Annotated in this window: 17 protein-coding genes, 1 tRNA gene, 1 other RNA gene and 1 pseudogene; 12 read left to right on the top strand and 8 right to left on the bottom strand. The window is 72.8% G+C overall.

The window, feature by feature from the left end; genetic code table 11:
* Window positions 1-323 precede the first annotated feature (323 nt).
* Window positions 324-1,805 carry an FAD-binding protein gene (locus AC3ANS_RS22010; RefSeq protein ID WP_488293705.1) on the bottom strand — a complete coding sequence of 494 codons (1,482 nt, stop codon included), beginning with the start codon at window positions 1,803-1,805 and terminating at the stop codon, window positions 324-326.
* A 46-nt stretch (window positions 1,806-1,851) separates the two neighbouring features.
* Between AC3ANS_RS22010 and AC3ANS_RS22005 the strand changes: the two genes are divergently transcribed.
* Complete coding sequence (locus AC3ANS_RS22005) at window positions 1,852-2,823, top strand: redoxin domain-containing protein (protein ID WP_488293704.1); 972 nt, start codon at window positions 1,852-1,854, stop codon at window positions 2,821-2,823.
* A 72-nt stretch (window positions 2,824-2,895) separates the two neighbouring features.
* Window positions 2,896-4,413 carry a potassium/proton antiporter gene (locus AC3ANS_RS22000; protein WP_488293703.1) on the top strand — a complete coding sequence of 506 codons (1,518 nt, stop codon included), beginning with the start codon at window positions 2,896-2,898 and terminating at the stop codon, window positions 4,411-4,413.
* 27 nt (window positions 4,414-4,440) lie between these two features.
* Here the strand turns inward: AC3ANS_RS22000 and AC3ANS_RS21995 are convergent, their stop codons facing one another.
* From AC3ANS_RS21995 to AC3ANS_RS21985, 3 genes are read right to left on the bottom strand one after another with little or no spacing between them, the layout of a single operon-like run.
* Window positions 4,441-4,941, bottom strand: a complete 501-nt coding sequence (locus AC3ANS_RS21995) for a LytR C-terminal domain-containing protein (RefSeq protein WP_488293702.1) — start codon at window positions 4,939-4,941, stop codon at window positions 4,441-4,443.
* Window positions 4,941-5,237, bottom strand: coding sequence for a type II toxin-antitoxin system VapB family antitoxin (locus tag AC3ANS_RS21990; protein WP_488293701.1), 297 nt, complete (start codon window positions 5,235-5,237; stop codon window positions 4,941-4,943). Before AC3ANS_RS21990 ends, AC3ANS_RS21995 begins: the two co-directional genes overlap by 1 nt.
* 51 nt (window positions 5,238-5,288) lie before the next feature.
* On the bottom strand, window positions 5,289-5,465 hold the full coding sequence (locus tag AC3ANS_RS21985) for a hypothetical protein (protein WP_488293700.1): 177 nt from the start codon (window positions 5,463-5,465) through the stop codon (window positions 5,289-5,291).
* Window positions 5,466-5,617: 152 nt separating this feature from the next.
* Between AC3ANS_RS21985 and AC3ANS_RS21980 the strand changes: the two genes are divergently transcribed.
* Window positions 5,618-6,067: a nuclear transport factor 2 family protein gene (locus AC3ANS_RS21980; protein ID WP_488293699.1), complete on the top strand. Its 450-nt coding sequence runs from the start codon at window positions 5,618-5,620 to the stop codon at window positions 6,065-6,067.
* Between the two features lie 4 nt (window positions 6,068-6,071).
* Here the strand turns inward: AC3ANS_RS21980 and eccCa are convergent, their stop codons facing one another.
* Window positions 6,072-10,016, bottom strand: coding sequence for a type VII secretion protein EccCa (gene eccCa / locus AC3ANS_RS21975; protein ID WP_488293698.1), 3,945 nt, complete (start codon window positions 10,014-10,016; stop codon window positions 6,072-6,074).
* A gap of 259 nt (window positions 10,017-10,275) precedes the next feature.
* On the opposite strand from eccCa, the gene AC3ANS_RS21970 reads away from it, so the two are divergent.
* The 4 genes from AC3ANS_RS21970 to AC3ANS_RS21955 are packed head-to-tail and all read left to right on the top strand — an operon-like array spanning window position 10,276 to window position 13,796.
* Entirely contained in the window at window positions 10,276-10,593 is a 318-nt protein-coding gene (locus AC3ANS_RS21970; RefSeq protein WP_488293697.1) for a WXG100 family type VII secretion target, read from the top strand.
* Window positions 10,594-10,625: 32 nt separating this feature from the next.
* A complete protein-coding gene (locus AC3ANS_RS21965; RefSeq protein ID WP_488293696.1) occupies window positions 10,626-10,922 on the top strand; it encodes a WXG100 family type VII secretion target in 297 nt (98 codons plus the stop codon).
* Between the two features lie 32 nt (window positions 10,923-10,954).
* Window positions 10,955-12,367, top strand: coding sequence for a type VII secretion integral membrane protein EccD (gene eccD / locus AC3ANS_RS21960; protein WP_488293695.1), 1,413 nt, complete (start codon window positions 10,955-10,957; stop codon window positions 12,365-12,367).
* Window positions 12,368-12,377: 10 nt separating this feature from the next.
* Window positions 12,378-13,796, top strand: coding sequence for a type VII secretion protein EccB (locus AC3ANS_RS21955; RefSeq protein WP_488293694.1), 1,419 nt, complete (start codon window positions 12,378-12,380; stop codon window positions 13,794-13,796).
* A gap of 47 nt (window positions 13,797-13,843) precedes the next feature.
* On the opposite strand, the pseudogene AC3ANS_RS21950 reads toward AC3ANS_RS21955, so the two are convergent.
* The 3 genes and pseudogenes from AC3ANS_RS21950 to AC3ANS_RS21940 all read right to left on the bottom strand — a co-directional run.
* Window positions 13,844-14,293 (bottom strand): annotated as a pseudogene (locus tag AC3ANS_RS21950) (molybdopterin-dependent oxidoreductase); the annotation flags it as partial.
* A gap of 155 nt (window positions 14,294-14,448) precedes the next feature.
* Entirely contained in the window at window positions 14,449-15,471 is a 1,023-nt protein-coding gene (locus AC3ANS_RS21945; protein WP_488293693.1) for a DUF4331 family protein, read from the bottom strand.
* A gap of 264 nt (window positions 15,472-15,735) precedes the next feature.
* Window positions 15,736-15,824: transfer RNA gene (locus AC3ANS_RS21940), tRNA-Ser, on the bottom strand.
* Window positions 15,825-15,935: 111 nt separating this feature from the next.
* Here AC3ANS_RS21940 and ffs point away from each other — a divergent pair.
* The 5 genes from ffs (at window position 15,936) to AC3ANS_RS21915 (ending at window position 19,866) form a co-directional block, all read left to right on the top strand.
* Window positions 15,936-16,025: signal recognition particle sRNA small type (gene ffs / locus AC3ANS_RS21935), an RNA gene on the top strand.
* Window positions 16,026-16,183: 158 nt separating this feature from the next.
* On the top strand, window positions 16,184-18,262 hold the full coding sequence (locus AC3ANS_RS21930; protein ID WP_488293692.1) for a DNA polymerase III subunit gamma and tau: 2,079 nt from the start codon (window positions 16,184-16,186) through the stop codon (window positions 18,260-18,262).
* 43 nt (window positions 18,263-18,305) lie between these two features.
* Window positions 18,306-18,680 (top strand): YbaB/EbfC family nucleoid-associated protein, encoded by a 375-nt coding sequence (locus AC3ANS_RS21925; RefSeq protein WP_488293691.1) that lies wholly within the window; start codon window positions 18,306-18,308, stop codon window positions 18,678-18,680.
* On the top strand, window positions 18,681-19,280 hold the full coding sequence (gene recR / locus AC3ANS_RS21920; protein WP_488293690.1) for a recombination mediator RecR: 600 nt from the start codon (window positions 18,681-18,683) through the stop codon (window positions 19,278-19,280).
* Window positions 19,273-19,866, top strand: coding sequence for a DUF5063 domain-containing protein (locus AC3ANS_RS21915; RefSeq protein ID WP_488293689.1), 594 nt, complete (start codon window positions 19,273-19,275; stop codon window positions 19,864-19,866). Before recR ends, AC3ANS_RS21915 begins: the two co-directional genes overlap by 8 nt.
* Window positions 19,867-19,910 lie beyond the last annotated feature (44 nt).

Here is a 19,910-nt window from a genome sequence, read left to right as displayed (position 1 = left end):
TCGCCCACGGCGAGCGCCGGAGGTCGAGCTCGTCGAGACCCCCGCAGCCGACTCGCCCACGGCGAGCGCCGGAGGTCGAGCTCGTCGAGACCCCCGCAGCCGACTCGCCCACGGCGAGCGCCGGAGGTCGAGCTCGTCGAGACCCCCGCAGCCGACTCGCCCACGGCGAGCGCCGGAGGTCGAGCTCGTCGAGACCCCCGCAGCCGACTCGCCCACGGCGAGCTGTGCGCTCGGCGCCGACTCCCGTCTCACCGGGTTTCGAGACGCGTCGCTCGGTCCGTCGCTGCGCTCCGACCCGAGCCGACGCTCCTCAACCTTCGCCGCTACTCGCTGCCCGTGCTCGCTGCGCTCGCACGGGCAGCGGCGGCTCGCCCCGCCCGGCGGCCGAAGAAGGACCCCTCGCCGAGCTGGGTGCCGGAGCAGTAGCCCTTGCCGTCCTGGGCGAGGTTGGAGGCGCACGCGCCGGCGGCGTACAGCCCGGGGATCACCGAGCCGTCGGGGCGCTGGGCCTGGCCGTCGACGGTGACGCGGACGCCGCCGAGGGTGAAGCCGGCGTACATCGCCTTGCCGAGCCGCAGGTCGAACACCGCCCACGGACCGGTGCCCTGCGGCGCCAGCCACTCGGGGGCCTTGTGGAAGTCGAGGTCCTCGCCGGCCTCGGCCAGCTCGTTGTAGCGCTCGAGCGTCTTGGCCACCGAGCCCGCGGGCAGCTCGAGGGCGTCCTCGAGCTCGGCGATCGTCTCGAAGCCGTCGATCAGCGGCACCAGCGGGAACTTGGGGTACTCCACATGCTCGCTGTCCACGATGAGGTACGCCGTGGAGTCCGGCTGCTCCATCACGAACTGCGAGGTGCGCGAGTGGTAGCCGTCCTCGTTGCAGAACCGCTCGCCGAGCTTGTTGACCAAGAAGCCCGTGATCAGCGCAGAGGGCGGGTAGAACGGCGCGGTGATGAACGGCTCGTCCATGTGCTTGAGCTCCGCGCCGACCGACGCGCCCAGCCGGATGCCCAGGCCGTCGTCGTACGTCGAACCCAGCGTGAACGGCTTCTCGGCCAGCCGGGGGGTGTGCTCGGCCACCATGTCCGGGTTCATCACGAAGCCGCCGGCGGCGATCACCACGGCCGCGGCGGCGACGTACCCGGTCTCCTCGAACGACTTCCACGCCAGGCCGAGGACCCGGCCGTCCACGCCGGTCACCAGGTTGGTGGCGCCGGTCTCGTAGCGGACCTCGACCCCGGCCTCCTCGATGCGGTCGCGCAGCAGGTCCATCACCATCTTGGTGCCCTCGGTGTCGCCGGGGACCGGGACCTTGTGGCCTCGCGGGGCGGGGACGGCCTGCTCCTTGTAGGGCCAGACCTTCTCGTTGCCGGTGTACATCAGGCCCTGGGTGCCGGGCTGGATCACGGCCTTCTCGGGGTAGTAGGAGCGCTCGAACTCGAATCCGAGCGCCTCCAGCCACTCGAAGTGCCCGACGGAGCCCTCACAGTAGGCGCGGATCTTGTCGTGCTCGGGCTCCTTGGAGACCGCGACGAGGTACTTGTACATCTCCTCGGGGGAGTCCTCGTGGCCGGTGGCGCGCTGCACGGCCGTGCCGCCGCCGAGGTAGAAGTGGCCGCCGGACATGCTGGAGGTGCCGCCGTGCACCGCGGCCCGCTCCATCAGCAGCACCCGGGCCCCGGCCCGCGCGGCCTCGAGCGCCGCGCAGCCGCCGGCGATGCCGAACCCGACGACCACGACGTCGTACGCCGGCGCGCCGGCCAGGACCTCGGCGGACAGGGCCGGGGGGATCGCGGTGCCGTTGCTCATGCCGCAAATCTAGAACAAGTTCCACTTCCGTGCGATCCTGTCCGTCGTGGTGACCCTGATCGACACCGCCGGCGGGGAGCACGATCTCCCGGGTGGGCTCGCCGACGAGGCGGACCTGGCCCGGGTGCTCGGGTGGACGCTCAAGCCCGAGGGCCTGTGCCGGGGAGAGACGTGCGTGCCCCTGCTGGGCCGCTCGGTGCTCGACGCGCTCGGGCTGCTGGCCGCCCGCGACGGCGACGGTGCCGACGAGGTGGTCGCGCTCGCGCCCTCGGCCGAGTCCCACCACCGCGAGCTCGCCGAGGGCCGGGCGCCCTCGCTGGTGCTGCGTGACGTCGACGGCTCGGAGGTCTCCTTCGACGACCTCTCCGGGCACAAGCGGGTGCTGGTCACCTGGGCCTCGTGGTGCGGGTGCCGCCACGAGCTCGGTGGGTGGCAGCGGCTCCAGGACGAGCTGGCCGACGCCGGGCTCCGGCTGTTCTCGGTCGCCCTCGATGCCGACCCCGAGGACGCCCGCCCGTGGATCGAGCAGGCGTCGCCGACGTACCCCGTCGCCGTGGACACCGCGCACGTCACCGCGGAGCGCTACGGCATCACCAACGTGCCGTCGGTGGTGTGGGTCGACGAGCACGACCGGATCGTGAAGCCGCCGACGATCGCGCCGGGCGACGACCAGTTCGTGGAGTTCACCCGGATCGAGAGCGCCCGCCACCACGACCTGCTGCGCGCCTGGGTGCGTGAGGGCCGGGTCCCCGAGACGATCGAGCCGCCGGAGCGCACGGACGCCGAGCAGCTGGCGCTGGCCCATCGGCGCATCGCCGCCCACCACCAGCGTGCCGGCCGCGGCGACGCCGCCCGCGAGCAGCTCGCGCTCGCGCAGCGGCTCTCGCCCTGGGACTGGACCGTACGCCGCGGCGGGATCGCGATGACCGGTGGCGACCCGTTCCTGGGTGAGGAGTTCACGTCGTTCTGGGAGGAGTGGGACGCCTCCGGTCGTCCCGGCTACACCCCGACCGGCTGACCGGGCGACCGGGGCCGGGCAGGCGCACCGATAGACTGCGCACCCGCGCCCCGACGACCGCCGAGGTGATCAGTGTCGTTCGACGTGCACGAGCTCGACACGTTCATCCTGGTTGGATCTGTCGTCACCTTCCTCGCGATCCTGGCGGTCCGGGTCTCCACGCGCGCCGGCCTGCCGAGCCTGCTGATCTACCTGCTGATGGGCGTCGCGCTCGGCGAGGCGGGCGTCGGCATCCAGTTCGAGGACTACGAGGTCGCCCACGCGGTCGGGTTCGCCGCGCTCGCGGTGATCCTCGCCGAGGGTGGTCTGACGACCAGCTGGCGCGAGATGCGGCCCTCGATCCGGCTCGGTGTCTCGCTGGCCACGCTGGGCGTCGCGGTCTCGGTCACGATCGTCGCCCTGACCGGCCACTACCTCCTGGGCATGCCGTGGGAGCTCGCGGTCCTCCTCGGTGCCGTGACGTCGCCGACCGACGCGGCCGCCGTCTTCTCGGTGCTGCGTGTGGTGCCGCTGCCGAAGCGCCTCACCGGCTCGCTCGAGGCGGAGTCGGGGCTGAACGACGCCCCCACCGTCGTGCTCGTGACGCTGATCTCGAGCGGAGCCGCCGGCGAGCACGGCGTACCGGCCATGGTCGGGATCATCGTCTACGAGCTCGCGATCGGCGTCGGGCTGGGGCTGTTGGTGGGGTACGGCGGCGCCTGGGTGATGCGCCGGGCCGCGTTGCCGTCGTCCGGTCTGTACCCGCTCGCGGTGATGACGCTGACGTTCCTGGCCTACGGGGCCGGCACGTTCGTGCACGGCTCCGGGTTCGCCGCGGTGTACGTCGCCGCGCTGGTGCTCGGCAACTCCGAGCTGCCGCACCGGGCCGCGACGCGCTCGTTCGCCGAGGGGCTCGCCTGGCTGTCGCAGATCGGGCTCTTCGTCACCCTGGGCCTGCTGCTCTCGCCCGGGCGGATCTCGCTGTCGACCGTTGGACTGGCCGTCGTCGCCGGGCTCGTCCTCACGTTCGTCGCCCGGCCGGTGTCCGTGCTCGTCAGCTCGGTGGTCCAGCCGATGCCGTGGCGTGAGCTGTCGTTCGTGTCCTGGGCGGGGCTGCGCGGCGCGGTACCGATCGTGCTCACGACGATCCCGCTGGCCGAGGGCGTCGACGATGCCACCCGGCTCTTCGACCTGGTCTTCGTGATGGTCGTGATCTACACGCTGCTCACCGGGCCGACCCTGCCGGCGGTGGCGCGGCTGCTCAAGGTGACCCGCCGCTCGGAGCCCCGGGGCCTGGAGGTCGAGGCCGCGCCGCTGGAGCGGATCGCCGCGGACCTGCTCCAGGTGTTCATCGCGCCCAGCTCGCGGATGCACGGGGTCGAGGTGGGGGAGCTTCGACTGCCGCGCGGTGCCTCGGTGTCGATGGTGATCCGTGAGGGTCAGACGCTGGTGCCGGAGCGCCGTACCGTCCTGCGGCACGGCGACGACCTCTTGGTGGTCACGCCCCGCAAGCTGCGCTGGCAGACCGAGGAGCGGTTGCGTCAGGTCAGTGAGCGCGGGCGCCTGGCCCAGTGGCTGGTCGAGAAGCCGGCCCGTCGATCCGCCGACTGACCGGTGGGTACCTGCGGCGGGGCCTGATCACTCGACCGGCGGGCTGCAGATCGTCGCATCGTCCTGCGCGACCACCGAACGCCGGCCGTGGACGAGCTTCTTGAAGTCGTCGCCGACCACGACGGCGACACCCACGCCGGGGGCCTCGCGCCGCTGGATCTCCACGTCGGGGCCGAGGCGGCTGGCGACCAGCTGCACGGCCGGGCTCTGCGGGTCGAGGGTCCAGATCTCGACGACGCCCACGTGGGCGCTGACGTTGCCCTTGGTGCCCTCGGCGAACCCGTCGTCGGTGAGCAGCTGCATGGTGCGCCCGGCGAGGCCCTCGCGGGTGCTGGCGTTGAAGACGCTGACGGTGACGTCCTGGGCGTAGACCTTCGTGCCGGCCCGGACGGTGCGCTCCTCGCAGATCGGGGTGTCGACCTTCGCCGGCAGCGGGTCGGTCAGCGCCGACCACCCCCACAGGGCGCCGAGGACGAGCAGCAGACCGAGCACCGAGATCGTGATCGCCGACCGCGCCCCCTCGACCATCAGCCCTCCAGCGTGTGGACCCTGGCGTGCAGCACGTTGCGCTGCTGGAGGGCCGCGCGCAGCGCCCGGTGAAGGCCGTCCTCGAGGTAGAGCTCGCCGTGCCACTCGACCACGTGGGCGAACAGGTCGCCGTAGAACGTGGAGTCCTCGTCGAGCAGCGCTGCCAGCTGGAGGGTGTCCTTGGTCGTCACGAGCTGGTCGAGGCGGACCTGGCGGGGCGGAACCGCCGCCCACGCGCGAGACGAGAGCCCGTGGTCGGGGTAGGGCTTCCCGTCGCCGACGCGCTTGAAGATCACGTCGTGACTATAACGAGGCCCGTCTCGATCCCGGCCACCCTCGGCTCCGGGTCAGGCGGACCAGCGCACGGCGTCGTCGAAGTAGTCGGCCAGGGCGTGCACGCCGCGCAGGTCGGCGCGCTCCTCCATCAGGCTCGTGAGGCGCTGGGCGTGCCGGAGGCGGAGCTGGTCACGCTGCTCCCGGACCCGGTCGAGCTCGCTGTCCGGTGCGGGGGTGTGCTGGTCCATCTCGTCCTCCGTCGGTCGTTCGGGTCGCTTCGGTGTGAGCGACTTCGGCCTCTAGAGTGCCAAAGGTAGATCGCCGGGAGGTTGAATGCGTGTTACATCCAGGTCAACTCCGGCCTTACGTGGCGTCGAAAACTAGAATACGTTCTCGTTTTGTGGACGACATCGAGCAGATCCAGCGACTCAAGTACCGCTACCTGCGCACCCTGGACACCAAGCGCTGGGACGAGTTCGCCGAGTGCTTCCTGCCGGAGGCCACGGGCGACTACAACGGCCTCGTCTTCGACGACCGCGCCTCGCTGGTCGCCTACATGCGGGAGAACCTCGGCGAGGGGCGGCTCACCCTCCACCAGGCGCACCACCCCGAGATCGACGTGGACGGCGACACGGCCACCGGGCGCTGGTACCTCCAGGACAAGGTGATCGTGCCGGAGTTCAGCTTCATGCTCGAGGGCGCCGCGTTCTACGAGGACCGCTACGCCCGCACCCCCGAGGGCTGGCGGGTCGCCCACACGGGCTACCGGCGTACGTTCGAGATGACCTACAACCTCGCCGACCTGCCCGGGGTCAACGTCAAGGGACCCGGCGAGCACACCCACGTCTGACGGCTCACGCGCACGGCTCGCGCCACGCCGTCTGGACGACCTCGGCCCCGCGGTCGCGGGTGACGAGCCGGCCACGACCCGGCGGCGCGGGCTGCGGCTTGTGGCTGCCGAGCAGCGGACCCTCCTCGGGGCTGCCCGAGAGCAGCAGGCCCGGCACGGCCAGGTCGCGCAGCGACTGGATGACCGGCTCGTAGAGCGCGCGGGAGGCGCCGCCGGAGCGGCGGGCCACCACCAGGTGCAGGCCGACGTCGCGGGCCTGGGGGAGCAGCGCGTGCAGCGCGTGGACCGGCGAGCCCTGCTGGGTGGCGACCAGGTCGTAGTCGTCGACGAGCACGAAGACCTCGGCGCCGGTCCACCAGGACCGGTGGCGCAGCTGCTCGGCGGTGACGCCGGCGCCGGGCAGGCGCGCCTCCAGGTGCGTCGCCAGCTCCCGGAGCGCGGGCTGCGCCTGCACGGGGGAGGTGAGGTAGTGGAGCAGGTGGTCCTCGGGGACCTCGCCGAGCAGCGAGCGCCGGTAGTCGACGACGACCAGCTGGGCCTCCCGCGGCGACCGGGTGCGCATCACCTCATGGGCGTAGGCGCGCAGGATCGCGCTCTTGCCTGAGCGGCCGTCGCCGAAGACCAGCAGGTGCGGGTCGGCGGCGACGTCGAGGGCGACCGGGGCCAGGTCCTGCTCGTTCACCCCGAGCAGCAGCCGCGGGTCGTCCGCCCGCGGGTCCGCGAGGGCACGTACGTCGTCGAGATCGATCAGCTCGGGCAGCAGGCGGAGCTTGGGGCCGGCCGGCCCGGACCAGGCCGCGGCGACGCGGGCCACCAGGTGCTCGACGCCGTCGCCGAGGGTGGTCGCGTCGGCGGACCCGTCGACGCGGGGCAGGGCGGCGAGGAAGTGGAGGGTGCTGGTGGCCAGGCCCCGCCCGGGGCGTCCCGCCGGGACGAGCGCCGCGGCCCTGCGGTCGACCTCGGAGTCCACCGGGTCGCCCAGCCGCAGTTCCAGGCGGGTCCCGAACACGTCGCGGGTGGCGGCCCGGAAGTCCGCCCACCGCGTCGCGCCGACCAGCAGGTGGAGGCCGAAGGTGAGGCCGCGCCCGGCCAGCTCCTGCAGCTCGATCTCGAGGTCCCCGAAGTCGGCCCGGAGCGTGCTCCAGCCGTCGACCACGAGGAAGAGGTCGCCGTAGCCGTCGTCGACCCGGCCGGCCGCGCGCCGGGCGCGGTAGGTCTCGACGGTGTCGACGCCATGGCCGCGGAAGTAGGTCTCGCGCCGGTCGACCACGCCGCGCACCTCCGCGACGATGCGCCGGACCACGTCGGGCTCGGACCGGGTGGCGACACCGGAGACGTGCGGCAGCCCCGCGAACGGAGCGAACGTGCCGCCGCCGAAGTCGAGCACGAAGACCTGCGTCTCCAGGGGTGTCGTGGTCAGCGCCAGGCTCGTGACCATCGTGCGGAGCAGCGTGCTCTTGCCGCTGCGCGGACCGCCGACGACGGCCGCGTGACCACCGGAGCCGCCGAGGCTGACGGTGAGGGTGTCGCGCCGCTGCTCGTGCGGTCGGTCCACGACGCCGACTGGCACGGTCAGCCCGCCGCGGCCGCGCCAGGAGGGCGAGTGCAGACCGAGCTCGGGGTCCACGGTGAGGTCGCCGAGCAGCGCGTCGAGCGGGTCCGGGACATCGAGCGGCGGCAGCCACACCTGGTGGGCGGCCGGGCCGTGGCCGGCGATGCGGCGTACGGCGGCCTCGAGCAGCGACCGCTGCGCGTGGGCTGGAGCGGCGGACGGTTCGCGGTCGGGCTCGCGGCCCGTGACGTCCAGCGGGGGGACCTCGGTGAGCGTGAACGGCCAGATCCCCTCGGCCCGGTCGCCCGCCTCGCGGCGGGCTCGGCGCGGCCCCGCCTGCGGGCCGGAGACGTAGGCGCTCTTGAACCGCACCATCGTGGACGGATCCGGCTTGAGGTAGCCGAGCCCGGGGTCGGCCGGCAGCTCGTAGGCGTCGGGGGCGCCGAGGACGGTGCGCGACTCCGCGGCGCTGAACGTGCGCAGTCCGACGCGGTAGGACAGGTGCGACTCCAGCCCGCGCAGCCGGCCCTCCTCGAGTCGCTGCGAGGCGAGCAGCAGGTGCAGCCCGAGGGAGCGGCCGAGCCGCCCGATCGCCACGAAGAGGTCGAGGAACTCGGGCTTGGCCGCGAGCATCTCTGAGAACTCGTCCACGACGATGAACAGCGACGGCATCGGGGCCAGGTCGGCGCCGGAGGCCCGAGCGGTCTCGTAGTCGCAGATCGAGGCCAGGTTGCCGGCCGCGCGCAGCAGCTCCTGGCGGCGGACCATCTCGCCCGAGAGCGCGTCCTTCATGCGGTCCACCAGTGCGAGCTCCTGGGCCAGGTTGGTGATGACCGCGGCCACGTGCGGCAGCGGTGACATGCCGGCGAAGGTCGCGCCGCCCTTGAAGTCGACCAGCACCATGTTCAGCTCCTCGGGGGAGTGCGTGAGTGCGAGGCCGAGGACCAGGGTCCGCAGCAGCTCCGACTTGCCCGAGCCGGTCGCGCCGATCACCAGACCGTGCGGCCCCATGCCCTGCTGCGCCGACTCCTTGAGGTCCAGGTGCACCACTCCGCCGGCCTCGTCCAGGCCGATCGGGACCCGCAGGCGCTCACGTGCCGGACGTGGTCGCCACGCGGTCATGGGGTCGAGGGTGTGGACGTCCCCGAGCCCGAGCAGCCCCAGGAGGTCCGGCGGACCGGCAGCCTCGCCGGTGAGGGGGCGGGGGCCGTCGGTGCCGGCCGCGCCCAGCGGGGCCAGGCGGCGGGCGAGTGCCTCGGCGGTGGCGATGTCGCACTGGTCGGCGCGTTCCCCCGGCACCAGCAGGTCGTGCTGGAGTCCGCCCCCTGGCCGCTCGGCGAGGTGCAGGCGCAGACAGGTGCCTCCGGGCTCGTGGAGCGACGCCCCCGGACCGCCGAGGTCGACGACGGTCACGCCGCCGAGGCCGGCGGGTGCGATGGGGAGGTCCGGTGGCAGGTCGCCCCCGTCGTTGACGAGCAGCAGGTGCGGCAGCGGACGCTCGCCGAGTTCTGCGGGCAGCAGCGCGACCAGGTCCGGGAGCGAGGTGGCCGCCATCCGCATCGGCCCGGCCGCGTCGGACCGACGACAGCTCCGGGCGTGGGGAAGCCACTTGACCCAGTCCCAGTGCGCGAGGTGCTGCCTCGAAGCCAGCACCGCGACCGCCAGCTGGCCCGGGGAGTGGAACGTCGCGGCCGAGCAGACCAGTGCCCGGGAGAGGGCGCGGGCCGGCTCCTCGGGTCCGCGGACCTCGATGCGGTCCAGCGTCCGCAGGTCGGCCGCGGCCGGGAGGCTGGGCTGGAGCCGGTGGGCCGCGAGCAGACGATCGAGTGCCGACGCCGAGACCGGGTCGGGTTCACCCTGGCCGGCCGCGTCGTCCTCGGCCGGCACCAGCTCCAGGGCGAGAGGCCGGAGGCCCACGCCGTACCGGACCTGGAGGAAGGTGTCGTCGGACGGGACTCGCTCCCAGACGCGGGACCGCTCTCGGGCCAGGGCCGGCAGTGCGGCGGGGGCGGGGTGACGCCAGGTCAGCGCGTGGCGCTGCTGCTCGGCGGCGGCCCGGACCGACGTGCGGACGCCGGCGAGGTAGCGAAGGTACGCCGTCCGTGAGCCACCGACCTCGTGGGCGTGCTGGCGGCGCTGGCGGTCGACCTGGACGATGACGAAGCCGAGGGTCGTGAGCAGGAACATCCCGGCGGCGACGAAGCCTCGGCCACCCGCGGCGCGACCCATGGTCGCGACGAGTGCGACCGAGCCGAGGCTGCCGAGCATCGGGATGATGTTCATCAGCACCCCGCTCGCCCCATCGCGGGGCTCGAGGCGGGGTGGTGCCTTCAGCGCGAGCCGGCCGGCCGGCAGCTCCGGCTCGGCGCGGATGGCGCTGCGCTGCGTCGTGCTCACGGTGGTCCGATCTGCTCCTCGGTGGCCCGATGGTCGGGCTTCTCGGGGAAGACCTACCCCGGGCGGAAGCGCTCGACGCTCCCCTCGATCGGGCCTGTGGACAGCACGCCTGCGGGCTTTCCACAGGCCGGCGGGGCGCCGGTTTCGCGCGCATTTCGCGAGGGCAATCGACCGGTGTCCGGCTCGGGACGGCCGAGCGGACGCGACACAGGACGAGCCCCGCGCGGCCGTGGCTGTCACGGGGGAAGGAGCTGACGACATGTCGTACGCACCGGAGATGGGACAGGGCCAGGGGACGCTGAGCCGGGCCGCCGGCCTCGTGGCCGACGCCAGGGCGGACTTCGACGCGCTGAGCAGGAGCCTGGAGCAACAGATCCTCGCCCAGCAAGGCGCGTGGGTCGGGGCCGGTGGCTCGGCGTTCTTCGCGCTGCACCAGGCCTGGACCGAGAAGCAGCACGCGATCACCAACGCCCTCAACGGGTTCGAGGCCTCCTTGACCTCGACCGAGCGGGACAACACCAACACCGACGAGACCCAGTCGTCGACCTTCCAGCGCGTCGCCGGACGGCTCGGCTGACGCGGCGCCACGAGACACCAGGAGTGAATGAGATGACCCTCGACGGACTTCGCGTCAACCACGCCGGCCTCGACGCCGTCGCCGACGACCTCGGCCAGGCGGTCAAGCGGATCGACGACCGCCTCGACCGGCTCGAGTCCGAGCTCGCGCCGTTGCGCAGCGACTGGACCGGTGAGGCCCAGCAGGCCTACGCCACGGCCAAGGCGACCTGGGACCGCGCCATGCAGGAGATGAAGGGGCTCCTGCACCAGACCAGCGGCACGGTCATGCAGTCCAACGCCGACTACCGGGCCGCCGACCGCCGCGGTGCGGCGTCGTTCGGTCTCTGAGCGGCCGGGTCTCGGGGCCGGGGGTGGCGACGATGCCGCACGCAGCGCCGGAGACGGTGCCGGAGATGGCCTCGGGCACGGCGTCGGGAACGGCATCGGGCACGTCGTGGCTGGTGCGGGTGACGGTCGCGTCGGCGTCGCGGCGTGTCGACCTCGCGCTGCCGGGGGCTGTTCCGGTCGCGGAGCTCCTGCCCGAGCTCGCCCGCAGCGTCGGGCTCCTCGACCCGGCCACCGTCCACGACACCTTCCGGTTGGTGACCGCCGACGGCCGGCGGCTCGTCGGCGAGGCGGGGTTGAGCGTCCAAGGCGTCGAGGACGGAGCGTTGCTGACGGTCGCCGTCGCGACCGACGACGCCCCGGTCCGGGTCTACGACGACGTCGTCGAGGCGATGACCGACGCGGTCGAGCGCGAGCTGCCGCCGTGGGACCCCACCACCGGTCGGCGCCTCGCCCAGGGCGCCGCCGGGCTGTTGCTGGCCATCGGGGCCGTCGGGTTGCTGACGCAGCGCGGGTCCGCAACGGCGGGAGCGGCCGCTGGTGTGGTCGCCGCCGTCCTGACGACCGGCGCCGTCGCGCTCTCGCGGACGAGGCGCCAGGCCGTGCCGGCGCTCTCCGTGGCGTGGGCGGCGACGGCGTACGCCGCGGTCGCGGGCTGGCAGCTGGCCGGCGGCGCGCACCACGCCCCGGGCCAGCCGGTCGCCGCGGCCGGCGGTGCCGCGTTGCTCGCCGGCACCGGTTGCCTCACGGGTCTGGGCCGGGACCGGACGCTGATGGTCCCCCCGGTCGTCGTCGGCGCGGTCTTCCTCGCCGGCGGCATGGCCGTGCGGATCGCCGGGATGGACCTCGCCGTGGTCACGACGGTCGCGCTCGTGGCGGTCGTCGTCGGCGGCGCCGCCGTACCCTGGCTGGCTCTCGCCGCGGCCGGGGTGTCGGCCGACCCGGTCCCCGAGGTCCCCGAGGTCACCGAGCACGCCGCGTCGCCGCGCCTCGTCGACGCCGCCCGACTCAGCGAGGACGCCCGGACGGCTCACGAGATCCTCGTGGCGCTGACCTCCACCGTGGGGCTGCTGGTCGTCGTGGCCGCGCCGATCGCCGTGTCGCTCGGTGTTGCCGGGGCGGTCCTCGCGGCGCTGTGCTGCCTGGTGGTGATGCTGCGAGCCCGCCGGTACCGCACCACACCCCAGGTGCTCGTGGGCCTGGCTTCCGGGGTCACCGGGGTCGTCACGGTGGGTCTCGGGGCGCTCTGGCTGCATCCTGGCTGGCGGCCGGTCGTCGCGCCGGTCCTCGCAGCCGGCGGGGCGGTGGTGCTGGCGCTGAGCGTGGGTTCGGCGGGGGCGTCCGTGCGCCGCAGCCGGCTCGGTGACCTGGTGGAGTCCGCAGCAGTCCTCACCCTCCCACCTCTGCTCGTGGTCGCGGCCGGCTGGTTCTCTGTGATCCGGTCCTGAGGATGCCGCGTTGACCACCAAGAAGGAGCTGCTCGAGGCGTCGTCGTTCAACCGGCGCCGGCTCGTGACCGCCTTCGTCTCCGGAGCGCCTGGTGGGCGCGAGGCCGAGCCGGCCCGTCCGGTCCGCGTTGTCGTCGGAGGCCTGGTGCTCGCGCTGCTGCTCGTCGCTGGTGCGGCCGCCGCCGACCTGCTCTCTGCGGACGAGCCGGTTGACTGGGCGCACGGCCTGATCGTCTCGAAGCAGACGGGGCAGGCCTACGTCGTGCTCCCGGACCGGGAGGGCTCGGTGCCTGACAGCCGAGGGAAGGCCGAGCTCCACCCGGTCACCGACATCACCTCCGCTCGGCTGATCCTGGGGTCCGACGTCGACCCGGAGCTGGTCTCCCAGGACGACATCGACCGTCAGGCGGCCGGCGGGGTGGTCGGCATCGCCGGTGCTCCGGCCGGGCTCCCGGCGCCCGAGCGCCTGGTCGAGACCGGGTGGACCTCGTGCACCGCCGGAGGACACGGGATGCGGACCCGTGTTGGCGCGGACTCCGACGTCCGCACCGATCCGGGCACGGGTCTGGTCGTCGCCGTCGGCGGGGCGTTCTACGTCATCGCCTCGGAACAGCTCGGCGATGCCCCTCCGGCTGCCCACGCCTTCCGGCTCCCCGCCGGGGACGCGGTCGACAACCTGCTCGGAGACCTGCACCTGCCCGCGCGCGTGCTCGCGCCAGCCGTCCCCCGGGCGTGGCTCGACCTGTTCCCCGCCGGCGCCGCCCTCGACTGGCAGAGCTTCGGTCTCAGCGGTGCCGGCAGCCGGCCCGCGTCGTGGGACGCCGCCGCGGTACCCGGCCCGGTCCGGGTGGGCGACGTGGTCCAAGACCCTTCCGGGGCCGCGGTGCTGATGACGCTCGACGGCCCTGCCGACCTCGACCCGTTCGCCCTGGCGGTCTACACGCACACGGCCGTCCCCGGCGGAGGTACGCCGCCGGTCTTCCACGTCGACCGGCTCGCGGACCTCGCCAAGACCAGCCTGCCGGTGGAGGGCACCCACTGGCCCACCCAGCTGCCGGAGCCCGCCGCCGGCGACCCGTGTGCGGTGCTGGTCGCCACCCCCGGCGCGCCGGCGGTCGTCCAGCTGGCCCAGACCCCGGGCGATGGGTACGCCGCCGCCGACGTCCGTCCCGGCCGTTCCGACGTCGTCGTCGACCCGGGTCGCGGCGCGCTCGTGCTCGCGCCCCGAGCCGGCGTCGGCCACGATCGCCGTCTGGTGCTCGTCGACGGCACCGGCCGCGCGAGCACGCTCGACGGCGACGACACCGCCGCGCAGCTCGGCTACGCCGACGTGCGTCCGCCGCTGGTGCCGGCCGCGTGGTTGAGGCTCTTCGGAAAGGGCGTCGTGCTGTCGCGCGAGCTCGCGTTGTGCGGATCGACCTGCGGGTGATCGAGGGCTCGGATGGGTCCGCTGAGCGCGGGTCCTCGACCCGGCCGTCAGATCCGGGCGTCCATGTCCTGGTAGCCGGAGTCCTCGCGGGTGCCGCCCATGCCGTCGCCGGCCTCGCGGTAGTCGTGGATCCACGACACCGAGCGGATCCACTTGACCATCTTGTAGCCGTGCATCGACTCGGTGCGCAGCCGCAGCGGGGCGCCGTACATCTCCGGCAGCGACTCACCGTTCATGCCCCAGGCCAGGATCGTCTCGTCCTCCATCGCCATGGCCCGGGTGAGCACGGTGTAGTACGGCTCGACCGGACGGCCGTCGTGCATGTGCTGGGCGGTGCCGAACGACTCGATCATCACGTAGTGGGCGTCGTCGAGCGGCTCGACCCGGGCCAGCACCTCGCGCAGCGGCACACCGGACCACTTGGCGATGGCCGCAGTCGTTGCGCCAGTACAGCCGTGGGTGCGAAGCCAGGATCTCCCAGCCCGAGCGGACCAGCAGGCCGAGGAACAAGAAGTTGACCAGGTGGGTGACCTGGAGCCACCACGGGAAGCCGAGTGCCGTCGTTGCGAGAAGGCGCGTCGACCCTAGCGAGGGCAGCCGATCGAGATCGACAGGGCGGGACCCACGGGCCGCTCCGCCGACGGCACCCGGGTCAGCTGTACTGAGCCGGCGTCGGGTGTGGGTTCCCGAGGTACGGGAACACCCCGAGTGTGTCCTCGTGCGGCGGCAGCCCGGGCGGCGGGACGTCACCCCGGGAGAGGAACAACAAGCGGTGGTTGATCACGTCGTCGGTGAAGACCCGGCCGTTCGGGTACGTCGCCGGCTTGGAGGGGTCGAAGGTCAATACGTCGGGGAGCAGGCCCTCGGCGTCCATCGCTGCGATCGCCTCCTCGCGGGTGTAGCCGCCGGTGTGCCCCAACAGGTGGACGAAGAGATCCGTCCATCGCTCGCGGTCGTGGGCCGGCTCGCTCGCGTTGTACTCCTCCTTGGTCTCGTCGGTGTTGAAGAAGCTGCTCACCGACGGGTGCCCGGCCCGGTCGACGTGGAGAAGCCGGCCGTCGCGCCGGAGACTGCAGCGGCCCCAGATGTGGAGGTCCGGGTCGGCGCCCAGGTCCGCGGTCGGCAGCTCCAGGGCCATGGAGAACACGTTGGCGGTCGCGTTGGAGTCGACCCCCGTCCACGGGGAGTCTCCCCCGAAATGGGGCGCGGTGAAGTTGCGGTTCCCCCGGATGTCGAAGAGGTTCTTGATCCCGTCGAAGTCGAAGAAGAACGCGTCGCTGCGACTGCCGGCGAAGAACGCGTAGTCGCCAGAGGTGATCACCTGGGCCTGAGGGCCGAAGGAGACCACGCCGTCGGCGACGACCCTGTCACCGAGCGGCTCGGGCGAGCGCGCGTCCTGCCCCCGCGCGACGAAGACGTCGAACGTCTGGCCGGCCTCGGTCGGCGGAGCGAAGACGAAGCTGATCGCGATGTCGTCCAGGTAGTCGCCGTCGTTGTCGATGGCCAGGCGGTAGACGGCGTCCGGGTGCAGGGCGTCGGCGTTCGGGTTCGCATTCAGGATCAGGACGGTTCGAGCGGAGTCGACAGGCGACTGGAACGCATAGAGGTCGCAGAGGTCGAGGCGCTGGTCCTCCAGGGGCGGTCCCAGGCTGAGGCCGGTGAAGTGGTTCGACATGTGGGGCGCCTCCCTCATGGCTCGCCCGCCCCGCGACGGACTGGAGGCCACAGTAGGGCGAGACGACGGTCGGTGTCGCCGGTCAAGCGAGTACGACTGCACAACCCGCTCTCGGTACGGCGAACGGCGCCGCACCTGGGGTGCGACGCCGTTCGGGTGGCGGGGGATAGGGGATTCGGACCCCCTGGGGTGGGGAGTGCTGGTGACCCAACCCGCTCCCGGTACGGCGAACGGCGCCGCACCTGGGGTGCGACGCCGTTCGGGTGGCGGAGGATAGGGGATTCGAACCCCTGAGGGCTGTTAACCCAACCCGCTTTCCAAGCGAGCGCCATAGGCCACTAGGCGAATCCTCCGCCGAGGAGAGTACCGGTCCGGCGTCCTCGGCACGAATCCGCCGCGGGGTCGGTCGTCGAGGACCGGGGCCCGTCTTGGTGCGCTCGCGCGGGCTCACCTAGACTCGAGGCAACCCCCCGTGTGGCGGCACCTCACCCAATCCCCCAGGGCCGGAAGGCAGCAAGGGCAAGTGAGCTCTGTCGGGTGCGCGGGGGGCCTCTGCATTTGCGGCGGTCGTCGCTGTGACGCGGGGTTAGCGGATCTGGGTGACCCCTTTGGGAGGGGGTGAGTAGATCCCACAACCCCGCGTTACAGCGGAACGGGCGGCCGCGACCCGGCACCGCTACCGGGTGTCGGGGCCGGTGGTTAGGGTTCAGGCGTGGAGTCACCCCTGGCGCTGTACCGCCGCTACCGGCCCGAGACCTTTGCCGAGGTCATCGGGCAGGACCACGTGACGGAGCCGCTGCGGGTGGCGTTGGCCAACAACCGGGTCAACCACGCCTACCTGTTCTCCGGCCCGCGAGGTTGTGGCAAGACCACATCGGCGCGGATCCTCGCCCGCGCGCTCAACTGCGAGCAGGCGCCGGTCGCCGACCCGTGCGGTGAGTGCGACAGCTGCCGCGACCTGGCCCGGGGCGGGCCGGGGTCGATCGACGTGATCGAGATCGACGCGGCCTCCCACGGGGGCGTCGACGACGCGCGCGACCTGCGCGAGAAGGCGTTCTTCGCGCCGGTGCGCAGCAAGTACAAGGTCTACATCATCGACGAGGCCCACATGGTGACCACGCAGGGCTTCAACGCCCTGCTGAAGCTCGTCGAGGAGCCACCGCCCCACCTGCGGTTCATCTTCGCGACCACCGAGCCCGACAAGGTGCTGCCGACGATCAGGTCGCGCACCCACCACTACCCCTTCCGACTGATCCCGCCGAGGCTGCTCTCGTCGTACCTCTCCGAACTGTGCACCAAGGAGGGCGTCGCCATCGACACGGCGGCGCTGCCGCTGGTGGTGCGTGCCGGTGGCGGCTCGGCTCGTGACACGCTCTCGGTCCTCGACCAGCTGCTCGGCGGCGCGGGACCCGCGGGCGTCACCCACGAGCTCGCGGCGGGGCTGCTCGGCTACACCCCGGACACGCTGCTCGACGAGGTCGTCGACGCGTTCGCGGCCGGCGACGGCGCTGCGGTGTTCGCGGTGGTCGACAAGGTCGTCGAGACCGGTCAGGACCCGCGCCGCTTCACCGAGGACCTCCTGCGCCGGCTGCGTGACCTGGTGATCGTCGCGGCCGTCCCCGACGCTCCGGCGACCGGGCTGATCGATGTCTCCGAGGACCAGGGCGAGCGGCTCGTCGCCCAGGCTGCCCGCTTCGGCGCCGCCGAGCTCAGCCGCGCCGCCGACATCGCCGCCACCGGCCTGACCGAGATGCGCGGGGCGACCGCGCCCCGGCTGCTGCTCGAGCTGCTGTGCGCCCGGATCCTGCTCCCGGGCGCCGACCACGCGACGGGCGGGGTGATGGCGCGCCTCGACCGCCTCGAGAAGCGGCTCACGATCACCGGTACGCCGACTCCGGCCGCCCCCGCGCCCGCCGCGCCGCCCGCCCAGGACCGCCCCGCGCCGGTGCCGGCGCGGCCCGCGGCACCCGAGCCGGCCGCGCACCGACCCGAGCCGGAGTCCGCCCCCCCACCGGCCCCCATCGAGCAACCGGCGGCGGTCGCCCCGACACCGACACCGACACCGACACCGACACCTGCGCCCGAGCCGATGGCGGTCCCCGCACCGCCTGTTGTCGAGCCCGAGCCGACGCCCGAGCCGGCGCCCGAGCCGGTGACGGTCTCCGCACCGCCCGTGGTCGAGCCCGATCCGGCGCCTGCGCCAGCGGCCGCCGCGCCAGCGGGCGGGTTGAGCCTGGTCGACGTACGCCGGCTGTGGCCCGACATCGTCGACGCGACCAAGCTGCGCCGCCGGGTGGCCTGGATGCACCTGACCCAGAACTGCCAGGTGGTGGCCGTCGACGGCAAGACGCTGACGCTCGGGTTCACCAACGCCGGCGCGCGCGACTCCTTCGTCAACGGAGGCTGTGACGACGTGCTCCGCCAGGCGGCGATCGACGTCGTCGGCACCGACTGGCGGATCGAGACGATCATCGACCCCGGCGCCCGTGCCGACGCCCCCGTCGTCACCAGCCCCGCCGTCCAGGCCCCGGCCCCCGAGCCTGCCCCGGCTCCGGAGCCAGAACCGGACCCGCGCCGCGGCAGCGATCCCGAGTCGATCGCGGCTGCGCGTGAGGCGATCCAGCAGACCCGCTCCGCCGACGAGGCTCGAGCCGATGGCCCGGACTGGGCCGCGGCGGATGCCGACGCCGACCCCGACGACCTCGATGCCGACCAGCAGGGCATGACGACCGCCGAGCTGCTGAAGCGCGAGCTCGGGGCGCAGATGATCGAGGAGATCCGGCACCAGTGACCGCTCGACCCAGCCAGCCCGACCGACGACCAGAGGTGACCCCATGAGCCAGAACCCCTTCGAGGCACTCGGTGGTGGTGGGTTCGACATGAACGCGCTGCTCCAGCAGGCCCAGCAGATGCAGGAGCAGCTGCAGAGCGCCCAGGAGCGTCTCGCCGAGACGGTCGTCGACGGCACCGTGGCCGGCGGCGCGGTGACCGTGAAGGTCAACGGCGTCGGCGAGCTGGTCGGTGTCGAGATCAAGGCCGGTGGCTTCGACGGCACCGATCCCGATGATCTCTCCGACCTCGGCGACATGATCGTCGCCGCCTACCGCGACGCCAAGGCCCAGGCCGACGCGCTCGCCGGAGAGGCCCTCGGCCCCCTCGCGGGCGGCGCCGAGGGGCTGCCGGGCATGCCCGGGCAGCTGGGCTTCTAGTTGTACGAGGGTGTCGTCCAAGACCTGATCGACGAGCTCGGGCGGTTGCCCGGCGTCGGTCCCAAGGGCGCGCAGCGGATCGCGTTCCACCTCTTGCAGGCCGACCCGACCGACGTACGCCGCCTCGCCGACGTGCTCATCGAGGTCAAGGCCAAGGTGAAGTTCTGCAGCATCTGCTTCAACGTCTCCCAGGACGACCAGTGCCGCATCTGCCGCGACCCGCGGCGCGACCCGTCGGTGCTCTGCGTCGTGGAGGAGTACAAGGACGTTGTCGCGATCGAGCGGACCCGTGAGTTCCGTGGCCGCTACCACGTGCTGGGCGGGGCGATCTCGCCGATCGACGGCATCGGTCCCGAGCAGCTGCGCATCCGCGAGCTGATGGTCCGGCTCGCCGACGGCACCATCACCGAGGTCATCCTCGCGACCGATCCCAACCTCGAGGGCGAGGCGACGGCGACGTACCTCACCCGCATGCTCAAGCCGATGGAGTTGCGCGTGACGCGCTTGGCGAGTGGACTGCCCGTAGGCGGTGACTTGGAGTACGCCGACGAGGTGACCCTGGGCCGCGCATTCGCAGGAAGGCGATCAGCAGATGACTGAGACCACGCTCGACCCGCACACCGAGGAGTTCGCGCAGCAGATCGCCGACCAGGTCGAGAGCTTCCTGATCGCGCTGCAGGCCATCGCTCGTGAGGCCGACGGCGGGCGGGCGATCTCGCTGCTGCTCCTGGAGATCAGTCAGGTGCTGCTCGCCGGAGCCCGGCTGGGCGCGCAGCGCGACTTCAACCCCGCGGGGGAGTACCAACCCGACGTCGGCCCCGAGCCCGACCTCGACGAGATGCGCCTGCGGCTGGCCTCGATGCTCGACAGCGTCGACACCTACAGCTTCGTGTTCGACCCCTACGTCCCCGACGTGGTGGAGAGCCAGCTCTCCGACGACCTGACCAGCATCGCGACCGACCTCGAGAACGGCCTGCGCCACTACCGGCTCGGCAACGTCGAGGAGGCGCTGTGGTGGTGGCAGTTCTCCTACGTCGCCTCGTGGGGCAACCTCGCGGGTGCCGCGCTCAACGCGCTGCTCTCGGTGGTCGCCCACGATCGGCTGGACGCGGAGTTCGTCGTCGAGGAGGAGCAGATCGCGCTCGCCGATGAGATGCTCGAGGGCGGCGACGTCGCCGCTCGGTAGACTCGACGGCTGGTAGCACCAGTCGAGCCAGCAGTCGAGCAGAG

Source organism: Nocardia sp. 149-1B, from assembly GCF_057747975.1.
The sequence above is the reverse complement of the archived record's forward strand: the minus strand, read 5'-3'. Positions and strand labels throughout refer to the sequence as shown.